We start from the raw sequence: 15,959 nt of genomic DNA on the forward strand, positions 1-15,959 counted from the left end.
ATTTGCCATAAGAGAAGGTGGTAGAACAGTAGGTGCTGGTGTTGTCACAAAGATTATAGAGTGAGGAAGTTAGTATGAGAGAAATTATTACGTTGGCCTGTACTGAATGTAAGAGGAGAAATTACTCTATTACTAAAAACAGGCAAAAACACCCTCAAAGGGTTGAAATAAGGAAACATTGTCCTTGGTGCAACAAGCACGTAGTCCATAGAGAGGTAAAATAGGGGCACTAGCTCAATTGGCAGAGCGCGGGACTCCAAATTCCGCGGTTGGGGGTTCGACTCCTCCGTGCCCCGCTCTTACGATGAGTTTTGGGATTTTAAATGGATAAAATTTTAAGCTTTTTAAAAGAAGTAAGGCAAGAATTACGTAAGGTATCTTGGCCTGATAAAAAACTCGTCATAAGGGCGACGGTTAGTGTTATAATATTTTCTTTATTTTTTGGAATTTATTTATGGATTGTAGATTTAAGCTTCACGAAGATTTTGTCGTTTATATTTGGTATTTGGGGTGGTAGTTTATGACTGATATGAAGTGGTATGCTCTGCAGGTTGAAGCTGGAAAGGAGACCACCGCTAAAGAATCTCTAATGAAGGTTATAGAACTTGATAAGATAAATGATTTGGTAGAAGATATAGTGTTGCCTGCAGAGGAAAAAGTAGTTATAAAAGCTTTAGGCAAAGAGAAATATAGATTATCTTTAAGAGGAAACAACAGGGATATAAGCGTTTTAGGTAAGAAATGTGTAACTGTATTTAGGATAGAAGATGGCACTGTAAAGGTTGTGCCGTCAGAAGATGGGGAAGAATGCAACCACGACTGTATAAGGGCTGGAGAAATATCTAAACCAGGGCAGAAAATTACTTGCAAGGAAAATAAAACCGAAGCAAAGATAGTCTTGGACAATAAAATGTTTCCAGGTTATATATTGTTAAAAGCCCATATGGACGATAGGCTTTTAAGAGCAATAGAAAAAGCACCACATGTTTACAAGCCGGTTTTGGTGGGTGGTAAGATAGCTCCTTTGAAAGAGGAAGAGGTAAATAAAATATTGGCACACGCTCAGAGAGGATTCAAAACCAAGAAGGCGGTATTTGAAAAAGGCGAGCAAGTGAGAATTATAGAGGGTCCTTTTATGAGCTTTACCGGCACTATAGAAGAAGTGAACTTAGAAAGGGAAAAGTTAAATGTGCTTATTAGCATATTTGGAAGATTAACACCTGTGGAGCTTGATTTTTCACAGGTAGAAAAGATATAAGGAGTAGCATATGGCGAAAAAGTTAACAGCTACAGTTGAATTGATGCTTCCAGCGGGGCAAGCTACACCGGCTCCTCCTGTTGGACCTGCTTTAGGTCAGCACGGTATAAATATAATGGAATTCGTGAAGCAGTTTAACGCTGCTTCAAAAGACATGGAACCTGGCACTGTTGTACCGGTTGTGATTAGTATATATGCTGATAGAAGCTTTACGTTTATAATGAAAACACCGCCTACTTCTTTCTTGCTGAAGAAGGCGGCAAAGGTCCAAAAGGGTTCATCTGATCCAAAGCGTCAGAAGGTTGGTAAGATTACATTAAATCAATTAAAAGAGATAGCTCAATTAAAAGCTAAAGACATGAATACTCAAGATTTAGATGCTGTTATGAGAACGATAGCCGGTACTGCCAGAAGTATGGGTATAGAAATAGAAGGTTATAAGGGGTAAGTGCTATGAGAAGAGGAAAGAAGTATGTAGAGGCTTCTAAGCTTGTAATGCCAGGTAAAACTTACACTTTGCCTGAAGCGGTAGATATTCTCAAAAAAATGGAGGATATCTTAAAACGCAAGTTTGATGAAACTGTCGAGCTTGCTATGAAGTTGGGTGTAGATCCTAAATATGCTGACCAAATGGTTAGAGGGTCTTTAGTATTGCCAGCCGGGCTTGGAAGAGAACTAAAAGTGTTGGTTTTAGCCGAAGGTGATGCTATAAAAGAAGCTCAAAATGCTGGAGCCGATTATGCTGGCGGTGAGGATATGATAAATAAAATCCTTAAAGACTCTTGGGTAGATTTTGATGTAGTAATAGCTACTCCGGAGATAATGCCAAAGGTTGGTAAGCTTGGTAAGGTGCTTGGGCCAAGAGGTCTTATGCCAAACCCTAAAACTGGTACAGTGACACCTAACGTAAAAGCGGCTGTGGAAGAAGCTAAAAAGGGTAGAGTAGAGTTTAAGGTAGATAAAACCGGTAATATTCATATGCCCATAGGTAAGATAAGCTTTAAGCCAGAGGACATTATGAAAAATGCTTACGCGGCTATAGATGCTGTGGTAAGGGCTAAGCCTCCAGGTGCTAAGGGCCAATACGTGAAGAATATAGCCATATCTTTAACGATGAGCCCGTCTGTTGAACTTGACATACAAACAACGCTAAAACAATTGCAAGAAGCTGTAGCTTAAGTGAGGTGAACGTATGAACAAAGAGACGCTTCAGAAGAAAATAGAAACGGTAGAAGGTTATAAGAAAAAGCTGGATAAAAGCAATTTTGTATTGTTTTTTAACTTCAACGGATTGCCTGCGGATGTGGCTACTTCTTTAAGAAGAGAGCTTAAGGCTATAGATTCTGAGATGTTGGTGGGTAGGACTACGCTATTTTTTAGGGCTTTTGAGAATACGATAATGCATGATCACAGAGAAGTCTTTGTGGGACCAACGGCCGTTATCTTTTCTTATAAAGACCCGGCTAAAACTGCTAAGATTGTTTTTGATACATGTAAAAGCATTGACAAAGATAATCCTCTCAGATTTATAAAAGCCGGTATGCTAGGCAACAAGTACCTTGCACCTAAAGATATAGAAGCTCTTGCCAATCTACCAAGCATGGAAGTGCTTGTATCTAAGCTTATGGGTGTATTGCAGGCCCCTGTGGTCGGTTTTATAATGGCTTTAAAAGCCGTTCCCCAAAAGCTTGTGCTTACTTTAAAAGCTATAGAAACTAAGAATTCTTAAAAAATTTATTTTGGAGGTTTGTAAAGATGGCTACACTTACAATCGATGAAATCGTGGACGCTATAAGCGGCATGACAGTGTTGGAAGTTGCAGAGCTTGTGAAAAAGCTCGAAGAAAAATTTGGTGTTTCAGCAGCCGCTATGGTAGCAGCAGCACCAGCAGCCGGAGGAGCTGCAGCAGCACCAGCAGCTGAGGAAAAGACTGAATTTGATGTAATATTGTCAGACGCCGGTGCTAACAAGCTCAACGTTATAAAGGTTGTTAGAGAGCTAACAGGCTTAGGGCTCAAAGAGGCTAAGGACTTGGTGGATGGAGCTCCAAAACCAATTAAGCAAGGTGTATCTAAAGAAGAAGCAGAAAATATTAAGAAAAAGCTAGAAGAAGCCGGTGCTAAAGTAGAAGTAAAATAAAGCTTTGGCAACTTTAAGGGTTTTGTTAAAAGAAGGTGGTGCACCCCGTGGTAGGGGTGCATTTTGCTTTTTTCAATATGTTTAAAAATTTTTATAAGGTGGTGAAGTTATGCTTAAATTAAAGCATGCTATACCAAGGAAATTTTTTGGTAGACGTAGCGAGCTTTTAGATTTACCATTTTTGGTTAAGGTTCCAACAGAATCCTTTGAGAATTTCATTCAATTCAACGTACCTCCATCTAAAAGGAAAGAACAAGGTCTTGAATATATATTAAGAACTTCGTTTCCATTTCAAGATACCAACAAAAATATCACGGTGGAATATATAGGATATGAGATTGGAAACTGGGAATGTAACAAGTGTGGTTATAAACCAGAAATGGATTTCCTAGCTGGTGCGGATACAGAATGTCCAAAATGTAAAACAATACTATCTTATAAAGAGAAATATACACCAGAAGAATGTAAAGAAAAAGGAATAACCTACAGCGCCCCCATTAGGATAATGTTGAGGCTCAGGAAGAAAACAAAATCAGGGGAGTTTGTAGACACGCCAAAGAAAATATACTTTGGCGAAATGCCAATGATGACACCTATAGGTACTTTTGTTATAAATGGAAGTGAAAGAGTTGTCGTTAATCAGCTTATAAGATCACCAGGTATATTCTATTCTGATAAAGAGGATAGACAAAAAGAAGGCACCGTATCAAGGACGATATTTACAGCTAGCATACATCCAGACAAAGGTTCTCGTATAGAGTTTGAATTATCCACCAATTCAGACATAATATCTGCAAGAATAGATAAAAAACGTATAAGCGCTATCTCAATATTGAGGGCTTTTGGTTTAGAAACCGCCTACGATATCTTGTCTCAGTTTTATGAGGATGTTAAGGCTTTTAATGTAAAAGAAGGTCTTATAGTTGATAAAAATACTGGAGAAGTTTATAAGCCAGAGGACTTAGAATCTCACTATCTTTTTGCAGTTTTAAGATATACCGCTAAGATAGAAGGTACCGAGAAAGAAGAGGAGTTTATAGAAGAAAGGTATATTGAAGACTTAAATGTGCTAAACAGGTTGATAAAAGACGAAAGGGTGAAGATAGAACTCTTGACCGCTGTCCAATCGGAGAAAACCACCAAGAGCTTTTATGGAAAGATAATTCTTGAAACTCTTATAAACGATACAAAAGCAAAGGATCAGCACGGTAAGAGTCTAGTAAGAACAAATTCCCAATTTACTTTAAGGGATATAGGTTTAAGAGATATATATGTAAAGCTTAGATCTATGGAAGGTCTTGTTCAGGAAATGGCTGATATTATACAGCGTTCCAGAGCTTATTTTGAAGCTTACTTCCAGGATATCGCAAGATTTGACTTATCAAAAGTGGGTAGGGTTAAAATAAACGCCAAAATCTACTTACACAAAAGAGAACTTACGGAAGAAGACTTAGAGACTTTTAACGAGCTTCCCGTTTTAGAGTTAGCCAAAGATTACGATAATTACAAAGAAGGTACGATTTTAACAAAGGATATTTTTGAGAATATCTTAAAATCTCATAAAACCGTAGAGGTAAGAGATTATACTGGCTTAGAGGCAAGGTTCTTAAATCATAAAGATTTGGTAAATGCAATTAAATATTTGCTAAAGGTAAGGTTTGGTAAGGAAAAGAAAGACGACATTGCCCACCTTGGCAACAGAAGAGTAAGACCTATAGGCGAACTCTTAGAAAACCAAGCTCGCATAGGTATAGCTAGGATGTTGAAATCTTTTAGAGATAAAGTTGCTACGATAAATCCTGAAGATCCTACAATAAAAGCTCAAGACTTGGTAAACTCTAGATATCTTGTATCTTCTATGTTTGAATTTTTAAAAGGTGGTCAGCTTTCTCAATATCTTGACAACACCAATCCTTTATCTTCTTTAACACACAGAAGAAGATTGTCCGCTTTGGGACCAGGTGGTTTAACCAGAGAAAGTGCTAAATTTGAAATAAGAGACGTTCATCCTTCTCACTACGGTAGGCTTTGTCCTATAGAGACTCCTGAAGGTCAGAACATAGGTCTTGTGACTTCTATGACAACTTACGCCCAAACCAACGAGTATGGATTCTTGGTAACTCCTTATAGGAAAGTTGTGAACGGTGTTGTGACAGACCAAATAGAGTTTTTGGCCGCCTACGAAGAAGAAAACTTCGTAATAGCGCAAAGTACTCCTACTGATCAAAAAGGTAAAATACTGGGCGATAGAGTAATAGCCAGATATAAAAACGATATACAGATTGTAAAACCATCTGACGTAAACTATATAGATGTATCTCCAAGGCAAATAATATCGGTATCAGCTTCCTTGATTCCGTTTCTAGAACACGACGATGCTAACAGAGCTTTGATGGGTTCCAACATGCAAAGACAGGCAGTGCCACTTATATTTACGCAAGCTCCTTTGATAGGTACAGGCATGGAATCAAAAGTAGCTATAGATAGCGGTGCTGCCGTTTTAGCTAGAAGAGGTGGTGTGGTAGAGGAAGTGGATTCAAATCGTATCGTTATAAGGGTAAATCCAAATGAGATAAACGAAAAAGACCCTCTCGATATGGGTATCGACGTTTATAAGCTTTTAAAATTTGTAAAAACAAACCAAAATACGTCTGTAAATCAAAGACCAATAGTGTATAAAGGCCAAAAGGTAAAGAAAGGCGATTGCATAGCAGATGGTCAATCTACCTTTATGGGAGAATTGGCCCTTGGAAAAGATTTGCTTGTTTGCTTTATGCCATGGCGTGGTTATAATTTTGAGGACGCTATAGTAATATCAGAAAGATTGGTGAAAGAAGATGTGCTTACTTCTGTTCATATAGAAGAGTTAAAAGCAGAAGCTAGGGAAACAAAAATAGGTGATGAAGAGATAACCAGACAAGTGCCTGGGGTATCAGAAAAAGCGCTAGCTTATCTTGATGAGTACGGTATAGTTAAGATTGGTACATATGTAAAGCCAGGCGATATATTGGTGGGTAAGGTTACTCCTATTGGAGAAACTCAATTAACTCCAGAGCAAAAACTCTTACAAGCCATCTTTGGTGAAAAAACCAGAGACGTTAAAGATTCTTCTTTGAGATGCCCACCTGGCATTGAAGGTGTAGTGGTGGACGTACAAGTATTTACTAGAAAGTTAAGCGAAAGTAAGAAAAACCCACTGGTAGAGCATGTAGAGCAAGAAGAGAAAAACCGTATAAAGAAAGAAAAGGAATTCATGCTTAACTTGGTCATAGAAAAGCGTAACGAGATAGTGAAAGACCTTGTGATTGGTAAAGTTATAAACAAGCCTATAAAATTGGCTAAAAAGACTTACGAAGAAGGCACTGTGATAGATGAAGCTCTTTTTGACAACATAGCAAATTTCGTCATAACGAAGCCAGAAAACTTTTTCTCCGATAAAAAGCTTATAAAGAAGATAGAAGAGATAAGGGACAAAGCTCAAGCTCAGCGTAAAGTTATAGATAAGATATACGAGGAAAAAATAGAGAACGTTGGAAAACAAAGCGATTTACCAAGCGGCGTAATAACAATGGTAAAAGTCTACATAGCTCAAAAGCGTAAAATAAGGGTAGGGGACAAGATGGCTGGTAGACACGGGAACAAGGGTGTTATATCTGTAGTGCTTCCAGTTGAAGATATGCCGTTTTTACCAGACGGTACTCCCGTAGACGTAGTGTTGAATCCTCTTGGTGTGCCATCTCGTATGAACGTTGGTCAAATTTTAGAAACGCATCTTGGAATGGCTTCAAAATACATAGGTAAGAAAATTCAAGAGATGATAGATGAATACTTTGATAGAGAAGAGATAACAGAGTATATAGCTAGCATTTACGCAATAGGTGATAAGAACAACGAAAATAAAAATTTCATCAAGAACATGCTAAAAAGTCTATCTGATGAGGAGTTTAAAAACGTTGTGAGTTTTGTTGCTCAAAATGGCATTCCTATGGCTACTCCTGCTTTTGAAGGTTGTAGCGAAGAGGATTTGAAAACACTACTAAAAGAAGCTGGTTTACCAGAAGACGGCAAATTTGTATTGTACGATGGTAGGACTGGTGAGCCTTTTGATTTTAGAGTTACCACAGGCTATATGCATATGTTGAAATTGATACATATGGTAGAAGACAAGATACACGCTCGTTCAACAGGTCCTTACTCTTTAGTAACTCAGCAACCTCTTGGAGGTAGAGCTCAATTTGGTGGCCAACGTTTAGGTGAGATGGAAGTTTGGGCGTTGGAGGCTCATGGTGCAGCTTATACGTTACAAGAGATGCTAACGGTGAAATCCGATGATATAGAAGGTAGAAATAGAGCTTATGAATCTATCGTAAAGGGTAAGCATTTCTACTCGCCCGGTATACCAGAATCTTTCAAAGTTTTGGTAAGAGAATTGAAATCTTTGGGACTAAACGTCATGTGTGAGAATGGAGAGGCTAAAAGCTGCGACAGCGTTGATTTGGATAAGAAAGAGGAGGAACGTTAATGAAGAGAGGTTTGTTACCTTTTAATAAGATAAAGCTTTTGCTTGCCTCACCAGAGCAAATACTTAGCTGGAGCCATGGAGAGGTTAAGCGTCCTGAGACTTTAAACTATCGTACTTTGAAACCAGAAAAAGAAGGTCTTTTCTGTGCAAAAATATTTGGACCTTTGAAGGATTACGAGTGTTTGTGCGGAAAATATAAAGGTAAGAGATTTGAAGGTACTATTTGTGATAGATGCGGTGTTGAAGTAACGAAAGCTTACGTTAGAAGAGAGCGTTTTGGTCATATAACCCTTGCTACACCTTGTGCTCATATATGGTTTTTAAAATCCTCTCCTTCCAAGATAGGTGCATTGCTTGGTTTATCTGCTAGAGATATAGAAAAGGTTATATATTTTGAGTCTTACTTGGTGGTAGAATACCCAACTCCTGACATGGAAGCTACTTTCTCAAATTCAGAAAATACTATTCCTGTTATAAAAGATGGAGTTACTTATCATGTAAAACTACACGTTGTTACTGAAGAACAATATGAGAAGGAGTTTGCTTACAGCGTTGACAACAGGTACGAAAGCGGGATGGGAGCTGAATTTGTAAGATATGTTTTATCTATTTTAGATTTAGAAACGTTTGCTTTTAAACTAAAGAAAATTTTAAAGCCGTATACCTTTGGATTTGAAGATTTAGGTCCAAAGATGGAGGCTGAACATAAGAAGCTTTACGAAAAGATAATAATGTTTCTAGCAGATAGGGTAAAGCTTTACAGCGTAGGCATTTCTACATCGCTTAACGGTGTGCAAATGTCTCTTGAAGATGTGATTCACGGCATTGTAAGCGAGTCGATTTATTTAAACATCAAAACTGGGGAAATAGCCAATCAGGATTTAGGGGATGATTGGTATACTTCGAAAGACGCTATAAGGTATAGATTTGAATACGTGAGAGGGCAAAATCAAAATATCCCTGTTTTTGACAAGATACAAGAAGACGTTAGAAATATAGTTTTGAAGGATTTTTCGGACACAAGGGTTAAAAATTTAGTAAAAACCTTAAAACTTGTAGAGGGCTTTTTGAAATCTTCCAATAGACCAGAATGGATGATATTGACGGTTTTACCGGTGATACCTCCTGAGCTAAGACCGTTGGTAGCTTTAGATGGGGGTAAGTTTGCTACATCTGATTTAAACGATCTTTATAGAAGGCTTATAAATAGAAACAACCGCTTGAAAAGGCTTATAGATTTGGATGCTCCTGATATCATAGTGAGAAACGAAAAGAGAATGCTGCAAGAGTCTGTAGATGTTCTTATAGATAACGGCAAAAGGGGCAAGGTAGTAAGCCAGCACAATAGACCGCTTAAAAGCTTATCAGATTATCTCAAAGGAAAGCAAGGTAGGTTTAGGCAAAATCTTTTAGGTAAGAGGGTTGATTACTCTGGTCGTTCTGTCATAGTGGTAGGTCCTTCTTTAAAGATGCACCAATGCGGTTTGCCAAAGATAATGGCTTTGGAACTATTCAAACCGTTTGTATATAGAAGGCTTGAAGAAAAGGGCTATGCCACTTCTATAAAAAATGCTAGAAAGATGGTGGATCAAAAACAGCCAGAGGTATGGGAGTGCTTGGAGGAAGTTGTCAAGCAGCATCCAGTATTGTTAAACAGAGCCCCTACACTACACAGGATGTCTATTCAAGCCTTTGAACCTGTCTTGGTGGAAGGTAAGGCGATTCAGCTTCATCCGTTGGTGTGCCCTCCGTTTAACGCAGACTTTGATGGTGACCAGATGGCTGTGCATGTGCCTCTTGGTATAGAAGCCCAGCTAGAATCTTATATACTTATGCTTTCAACTCAAAACATACTCTCACCTGCCAATGGAAGACCGATAATGTTGCCCTCTCAAGATATGGTGTTGGGGCTTTTCTACGCTTCAAACTATGTAAAAGGTGCCAAAGGTGAGGGCAAAGTATTCTTCTCTAAAGAAGATGCGTTTTTGGCTTTTGAAAATAAAAAGGTAGATATCCATGCCCTTATAAAGGTGAAGATAGGGGATACTTTTGTAGAAACCAACATAGGTAGACTTCTTATAAACGAGGCATTGCCAAAGGGATATAGGTTTGTAAACGAGGTTTTAGATAAGAAAAGCATATCAAAGCTTATAGCTGATATCCATAAGATTTATGGTTCAGAAATCACTGCTCAAACTCTTGATAAACTCAAAGAGTTTGGTTTTGAGATGGCGACGAGGGCTGGTATATCTATAGGTATTGAGGACATGAAGATACCAAAAGCCAAGAAACGTCTTGTAGATAAAGCTTTCCACCAAATGGACGAAGTGCTTGACCAATATAGAAAAGGTATAATAACAAACAAAGAAAGATACAACAAAACTATAGACATTTGGTCACAAACCACAGAAGATGTTACAAAGGCCATGTTCTCTGAAATAGAAAAGTCAGAGCAGATAGAAAATAACAAAAAATTACCTGGACTCTTCAATCCTATTTATATGATGGCAAACTCAGGTGCTCGTGGTAACAAAGATCAGTTAAGACAGTTAGCTGGTATGAGAGGCCTTATGGCAAAGCACTCTGGTGAATTTATAGAAACGCCAATTACCTCAAACTTCAGAGAGGGCTTATCTGTTTTAGAATACTTCATATCAACTTACGGCGCTAGAAAAGGTCTCGCCGATACAGCTTTAAAGACGTCTTTTGCTGGTTATCTAACTAGAAGGTTAGTGGATGTGGCTCAAGATGTGGTTATCACCGAGTACGATTGTGGTACTAAAAAATATGAAGTTCTAGAAGCGATAGTAGAAAGTGGTGAAGAAAGAATATCTTTGAAAGAGAGGTTGATAGGAAGAGTTTTGGCTGAAGATATATACGATCCAAATAGTAAAGAGCTTATAGCAAAAGCCAACGACGTTGTAGATGAAGAGCTTGCAACTAGAATACAGCAAGCCGGAATAGTACAAGTTAAAGCTAGGTCAGTACTAACCTGTGAATCTGAAAACGGTTTATGCTCTATGTGCTATGGATGGGATTTATCTCAAAGAAAACTTGTTTCTCCTGGGGAGGCCGTGGGTATTATAGCTGCTCAATCTATAGGTGAGCCGGGTACTCAGCTTACGATGAGAACATTCCACATAGGTGGTGCTGCTACCGCTCAAAAAGTCCAGAGCGAACTCGTTGTGGAAAATAGTGGTATTCTAAAATTCCAAGGTTTAAAGCTTTTAAAAAATAGAAATGGTAAGTTTATAAACATATCTCAAGAAGGTGTAATATTTGTATTGGATTCAAACGGAAGAACCATAGAAAGACACACAGTTCCTTACGCTGCAGAGATTTTGTTTAAAGATGGCTCAGAGGTAAAACAAGGAGATATAGTGGCAAAATGGGACCCATTTAACACATACATAATAGCCGAGTCAAGCGGAGAGCTTGTTTTAAAGGATATTATAGTAGATGTTACAGTAAGAGAAGAAAAAGATACTCTTACCGGGAAAACGGCTATAGTGGTATCTTTCTTAAGGGCTAAAGATGCTCAACTGCACTCACCGAGAATAGTTATAAAGTCTGAAGATGGCAATGAGTATTCTTATGATTTACCAGTAAACTCTATATTAAATATACCATTTGAAAAGCTTAAAACCGTGTGGGATAAGTGTTTAGCTTGTTCTGAAGCTGAAAAAAACGATGTTCAGCACAATTACTATTATTTGGATCATTTTGTTGTACATCCAGGAGATATTATAGCGCGTATTCCTAAAGAAACTACAAAAGTCAGAGACATAGTGGGAGGTCTTCCAAGGGTTGAGGAGTTGTTTGAAGCTAGGAAACCTAAAAACCCCGCTATTATATCTGAGATAGATGGTATAGTTAAGATATACGAAGATGCAGATGAAGTAATGATAATATCGCCAAAAGGTACCAAAAAATACGATATAAAGAACGAGTTTATCTTGATTAAGCACGGTCAAGAGGTGAAAGAGGGTACAAAAATTACAGATACTATAGTAAGCGATGTTAGTGGCAAAGCTATAGTGAGGGCTAAGGGTAGCAAGATAGTGGTTTACAACAAACAGACAGGCCAAGAAAAGGTTTATTCCGTGCCAAAAGGTAAGTTTTTACAAGTAAAAGACGGTGATTATGTAAAAGTTGGTGACCAATTAACGGATGGAACTCCGCTTCTTGAAGAAATACTTAAAATAAAGGGTATAGACGAGCTTCAAAAGTTTTTGTTAAAAGAAGTCCAGATGGTATATAAGCTTCAAGGCGTTGATATAAACGATAAACATATAGAGATAATAATTCGCCAAATGCTAAGGAAAAGAGTAATAGTGGATCCAGGGGATAGTAGGTTTGTAGCGAACGAGGAGGTTGATGTAACAGAGTTCAACAAAGAAGTAGAAAGAATTAGGAAAGAAGGTGGTAAAATACCAAAAGCAGAGCCAATATTGGTGGGTATTACCAAGGCTGCATTGTCTACTAAAAGCTGGATATCTGCTGCTTCTTTCCAAGAGACTACTAGAGTTTTGACAGAAGCTGCTAGTGAAGGAAAGATTGATGACTTGTCCGGCATAAAGGAAAATGTCATCATTGGCAACCTTATACCAGCTGGTACTGGCCTTGAAGAGTACAAAAATGTAAAAATAGAGATTGTAGAGCATGCTACCCAGGCTAAGAAACAAGTTTAAAATGCTTGCTTTTTTTGAGCTTTTATGCTAAAATATTAGCTTATTGTTTAGGAGGAGAAAGTAAATGCCTACGGTGAATCAGCTTATAAAAGAAGGACGCGAGAAGATAAAGAAAAAGAGTAAGGCTCCTGCTCTGCAGGGCAATCCTCAGAAAAGAGGCGTTTGCGTGCGTGTTTATACTGTAACGCCAAAAAAGCCGAACTCTGCTCTTAGAAAAGTGGCTAGGGTAAGGTTATCAAACGGCATAGAAGTTACTTGTTATATTCCAGGGGAAGGGCACAACCTTCAAGAGCACTCTATAGTGCTTGTAAGAGGCGGTAGGGTGAAAGATTTGCCAGGTGTTAGATATAAGATAATTCGTGGAGCTTTAGATACTGCTGGAGTTGCCAATAGAAGACAGTCTAGGTCAAAGTATGGTGCCAAGAGGCCTAAAGCTGGTGCCGCTCAAGCTACTAAAGGGGGTAAAAAGTAATGCCTAGGAAAGGAAGAGTACCAAGAAGAGAGATATTGCCAGACGCTAAATACAACAGCATCATAGTTCACAAGCTTATAAACAAGGTCATGAAAGACGGCAAGAAGAGTACGGCTGAATATATAGTTTACACAGCTTTAGAGAGAGTGGCTGAAAAGCTCAATTTATCGCCAGTGGAAGTGCTTGAAAAGGCTCTTGAAAATGTTAAACCGGTTTGGGAAGTGCGTCCTCGTCGTGTAGGAGGTGCTACTTATCAAGTACCAGTGGAAGTTGAGGAGCATAGAAGAGAATCCTTAGGTATAAAGTGGCTCGTAGATGCAGCTAGGGAAAGAGCTAGACATAGAGGCTCTTATACTATGGAAGAAAGGTTGGCAGCAGAAATCATGGACGCCATAGAAAATAAGGGCGTTGCTGTAAAGAAAAAAGAAGACACTCACAGGATGGCGGAAGCTAATAAAGTTTTTGCTCATTTTAAGTGGTAAAGGGAGATAGAATATGCCAAGGACGGTTCCTATTCAAGATTTAAGAAATATAGGTATAGTAGCTCACATAGACGCTGGCAAAACTACTACTACGGAGCGTATACTTTATTATACTGGTAAAACCTACAAAATAGGTGAGGTGCACGAAGGTGCTGCAACGATGGACTGGATGCCTCAAGAAAAAGAAAGAGGCATTACCATTACAGCGGCTACCACAGCTTGCTATTGGGCTGGCAAGCAAATAAACATAATAGATACTCCGGGGCACGTAGACTTCTCTGTAGAAGTTGTGAGGTCGATGCGTGTTTTGGACGGTATCATATTTATTTTCTCAGCCGTTGAAGGTGTGCAACCTCAGTCTGAGGCAAACTGGAGATGGGCAGACAAGTTCAACGTAGCTCGTATAGCTTTTATAAACAAATTAGATAGATTGGGGGCAGATTTTTATAGAGTTTACGATGAGATAGTTAAAAAACTTACGATAAAACCAGTAGCTATTCAAATACCTATAGGCACAGAAGATAATTTTGTTGGTGTCGTGGATCTTATGAATATGAACGCCATTGTATGGCTTGAAGAAACCTTAGGTGCAAAATACGAAATAAGGGATATTCCAGAAGAGTATAAGGCTAAGGCTCAAGAATGGCGTGAGAAAATGGTGGAATCTATAGCTGAAACAGACGATGCTTTAATGGAAAAATATTTGGAGGGTCAAGAACTAACTATAGATGAGTTAAAGCAAGCTTTAAGGAAAGCTACTATAAATAAACAGTTGGTGCCTGTTTTATGCGGCTCTTCCTTTAAAAATAAGGGCGTTCAACCTCTATTGGATGCTGTTGTAGATTATCTTCCTTCTCCTTTGGATGTTCCTCCGGTGGTTGGAATAAATCCTAAAACAGGTCAGGAAGAAACCAGACTTCCAGAGGATGATCAGCCGTTTTGTGCTTATATTTTCAAAGTAGTATCTGACCCTTATGCAGGTCAGTTAAGCTATTTTAGGGTATTCTCTGGTAAAGTGCAGGCTGGTTCTTATGTGTTAAATTCTACCAAGGATAAAAAAGAGCGTATTGGAAGATTGCTTTTGATGCATGCCAATACAAGGGAAGATATAAGCGAGGTGGCTGCTGGTGAGATAGCTGCGGCTGTAGGTGTTGATGCTGCCACTGGTGATACTATATGCGATGAGAAAAGCCCTATTATTTTGGAAAAACTAGAATTTCCAGAACCTGTTATATCTATGGCTATAGAGCCAAAAACAAAGAAAGATCAAGAAAAGCTTTCTCAAGTGTTGAATAAGTTTATGAAAGAAGACCCGACATTTAAAGCCTCTATGGACCCAGAAACTGGGCAAACGTTGATACATGGAATGGGCGAGCTTCACTTAGAGATAATGGTAGATAGAATGAAGAGGGAGTACAACATAGAGGTTAACGTAGGTAAACCTCAGGTAGCTTACAAGGAAGCTATAAAAGGTAAAGCTGTAGCTGAAGGTAAGTTTATAAGACAAACTGGTGGTAGAGGTCAGTACGGCCACGTTGTTATAGAAGTAGAACCGTTAGAAAGAGGAAGCGGCTTTGTATTTGAAAATGCTATAGTAGGTGGTGTTATACCAAAAGAATTTATTCCTCCCGTGGAAGAAGGTATAAAAGAAGCCATGGAAAACGGTGTATTGGCTGGTTATCCGGTGGTTGACGTGAAGGTTAAACTTTTTGATGGTTCTTACCACGAAGTAGATTCTTCTGAAATAGCTTTTAAGATAGCTGGCTCCATGGCTTTTAAAGAAGCCGCTAAGAAAGCTGGTGTAGTGCTTTTAGAACCTATAATGGAAGTGGAAGTTGAAACTCCAGATGATTACGTTGGAGATGTTATAGGAGATTTAAACTCAAGACGCGGTAAGATTATGGGTATGGAAAATAAAGGTATTATTACTTCTATAAAGGCGCATGTACCGCTTTCTGAAATGTTTGGTTACGCTACTAACCTTAGAAGCTTAACACAAGGGCGTGGTACATTTATAATGAAATTCTCCCATTACAGTGAAGCACCTCAAAGTATTACAGAGAAAGTAGTTGGAGAAAGAACTCATACTTAAAAAGGAGTAGCTTATGGCAAAGGAAAAGTTTGTTAGAGAGAAAGAGCACATCAACGTAGGTACCATAGGTCACGTTGACCATGGTAAATCTACCTTAACATCCGCTATAACCTGTGTGCTGGGTGCTGGTGTATTACCAGGCGGTAAGGCAAAATGCTACCGTTATGAAGAAATAGACAAAGCACCTGAAGAAAAAGAAAGAGGTATCACCATCAATATAACCCACGTAGAATACGAAACACCAAAAAGACACTACGCTCACGTCGACTGTCCAGGACACGCAGACTACATAAAGAACATGAT

The 15,959-nt window shown here is 38.7% G+C and carries 13 protein-coding genes and 1 tRNA gene; all 14 read left to right on the plus strand.

From position 1 onward, the window contains the following. Positions 1-74 precede the first annotated feature (74 nt). Positions 75-224, plus strand: coding sequence for a 50S ribosomal protein L33 (rpmG, locus tag ACP5S8_RS05880; RefSeq protein ID WP_012513298.1), 150 nt, complete (start codon positions 75-77; stop codon positions 222-224). Beyond that, a tRNA-Trp gene (locus ACP5S8_RS05885) sits at positions 224-296 on the plus strand. Before rpmG ends, ACP5S8_RS05885 begins: the two co-directional genes overlap by 1 nt. A gap of 27 nt (positions 297-323) precedes the next feature. Continuing rightward, positions 324-524, plus strand: a complete 201-nt coding sequence (gene secE, locus ACP5S8_RS05890) for a preprotein translocase subunit SecE (RefSeq protein WP_015418889.1) — start codon at positions 324-326, stop codon at positions 522-524. Then, positions 521-1,258 carry a transcription termination/antitermination protein NusG gene (nusG, locus tag ACP5S8_RS05895; protein WP_461869968.1) on the plus strand — a complete coding sequence of 246 codons (738 nt, stop codon included), beginning with the start codon at positions 521-523 and terminating at the stop codon, positions 1,256-1,258. Before secE ends, nusG begins: the two co-directional genes overlap by 4 nt. A 10-nt stretch (positions 1,259-1,268) precedes the next feature. Next, positions 1,269-1,706, plus strand: a complete 438-nt coding sequence (gene rplK / locus ACP5S8_RS05900; RefSeq protein ID WP_015418891.1) for a 50S ribosomal protein L11 — start codon at positions 1,269-1,271, stop codon at positions 1,704-1,706. Between the two features lie 5 nt (positions 1,707-1,711). Then, positions 1,712-2,437 (plus strand): 50S ribosomal protein L1, encoded by a 726-nt coding sequence (rplA, locus tag ACP5S8_RS05905; RefSeq protein ID WP_461876082.1) that lies wholly within the window; start codon positions 1,712-1,714, stop codon positions 2,435-2,437. Positions 2,438-2,450: 13 nt separating this feature from the next. After that, positions 2,451-2,987, plus strand: a complete 537-nt coding sequence (gene rplJ, locus ACP5S8_RS05910; RefSeq protein ID WP_461876083.1) for a 50S ribosomal protein L10 — start codon at positions 2,451-2,453, stop codon at positions 2,985-2,987. Between the two features lie 26 nt (positions 2,988-3,013). Then, the gene (rplL, locus tag ACP5S8_RS05915) at positions 3,014-3,397 is read left to right on the plus strand and encodes a 50S ribosomal protein L7/L12 (RefSeq protein WP_459895076.1); all 384 of its coding nucleotides are present in this window, start codon (positions 3,014-3,016) and stop codon (positions 3,395-3,397) included. Positions 3,398-3,506: 109 nt separating this feature from the next. Then, complete coding sequence (rpoB, locus tag ACP5S8_RS05920) at positions 3,507-7,919, plus strand: DNA-directed RNA polymerase subunit beta (RefSeq protein WP_461876084.1); 4,413 nt, start codon at positions 3,507-3,509, stop codon at positions 7,917-7,919. Beyond that, positions 7,919-12,610: a DNA-directed RNA polymerase subunit beta' gene (gene rpoC, locus ACP5S8_RS05925; protein ID WP_461876085.1), complete on the plus strand. Its 4,692-nt coding sequence runs from the start codon at positions 7,919-7,921 to the stop codon at positions 12,608-12,610. The genes rpoB and rpoC overlap by 1 nt, the downstream gene beginning before the upstream one ends. A 64-nt stretch (positions 12,611-12,674) precedes the next feature. Continuing rightward, positions 12,675-13,082: a 30S ribosomal protein S12 gene (gene rpsL, locus ACP5S8_RS05930; RefSeq protein ID WP_012513307.1), complete on the plus strand. Its 408-nt coding sequence runs from the start codon at positions 12,675-12,677 to the stop codon at positions 13,080-13,082. Further along, complete coding sequence (rpsG, locus tag ACP5S8_RS05935; protein WP_461876086.1) at positions 13,082-13,564, plus strand: 30S ribosomal protein S7; 483 nt, start codon at positions 13,082-13,084, stop codon at positions 13,562-13,564. Before rpsL ends, rpsG begins: the two co-directional genes overlap by 1 nt. Before the next feature lie 13 nt (positions 13,565-13,577). Then, positions 13,578-15,656, plus strand: a complete 2,079-nt coding sequence (gene fusA, locus ACP5S8_RS05940; RefSeq protein WP_461876087.1) for an elongation factor G — start codon at positions 13,578-13,580, stop codon at positions 15,654-15,656. Between the two features lie 13 nt (positions 15,657-15,669). After that, the coding region (locus tag ACP5S8_RS05945; protein WP_461876088.1) for a GTP-binding protein at positions 15,670-15,959 on the plus strand (290 nt) is incomplete at its 3' end.

Origin of the sequence: Hydrogenobaculum sp., assembly GCF_049967395.1 — a bacterium.
Lineage (GTDB): Bacteria > Aquificota > Aquificia > Aquificales > Aquificaceae > Hydrogenobaculum.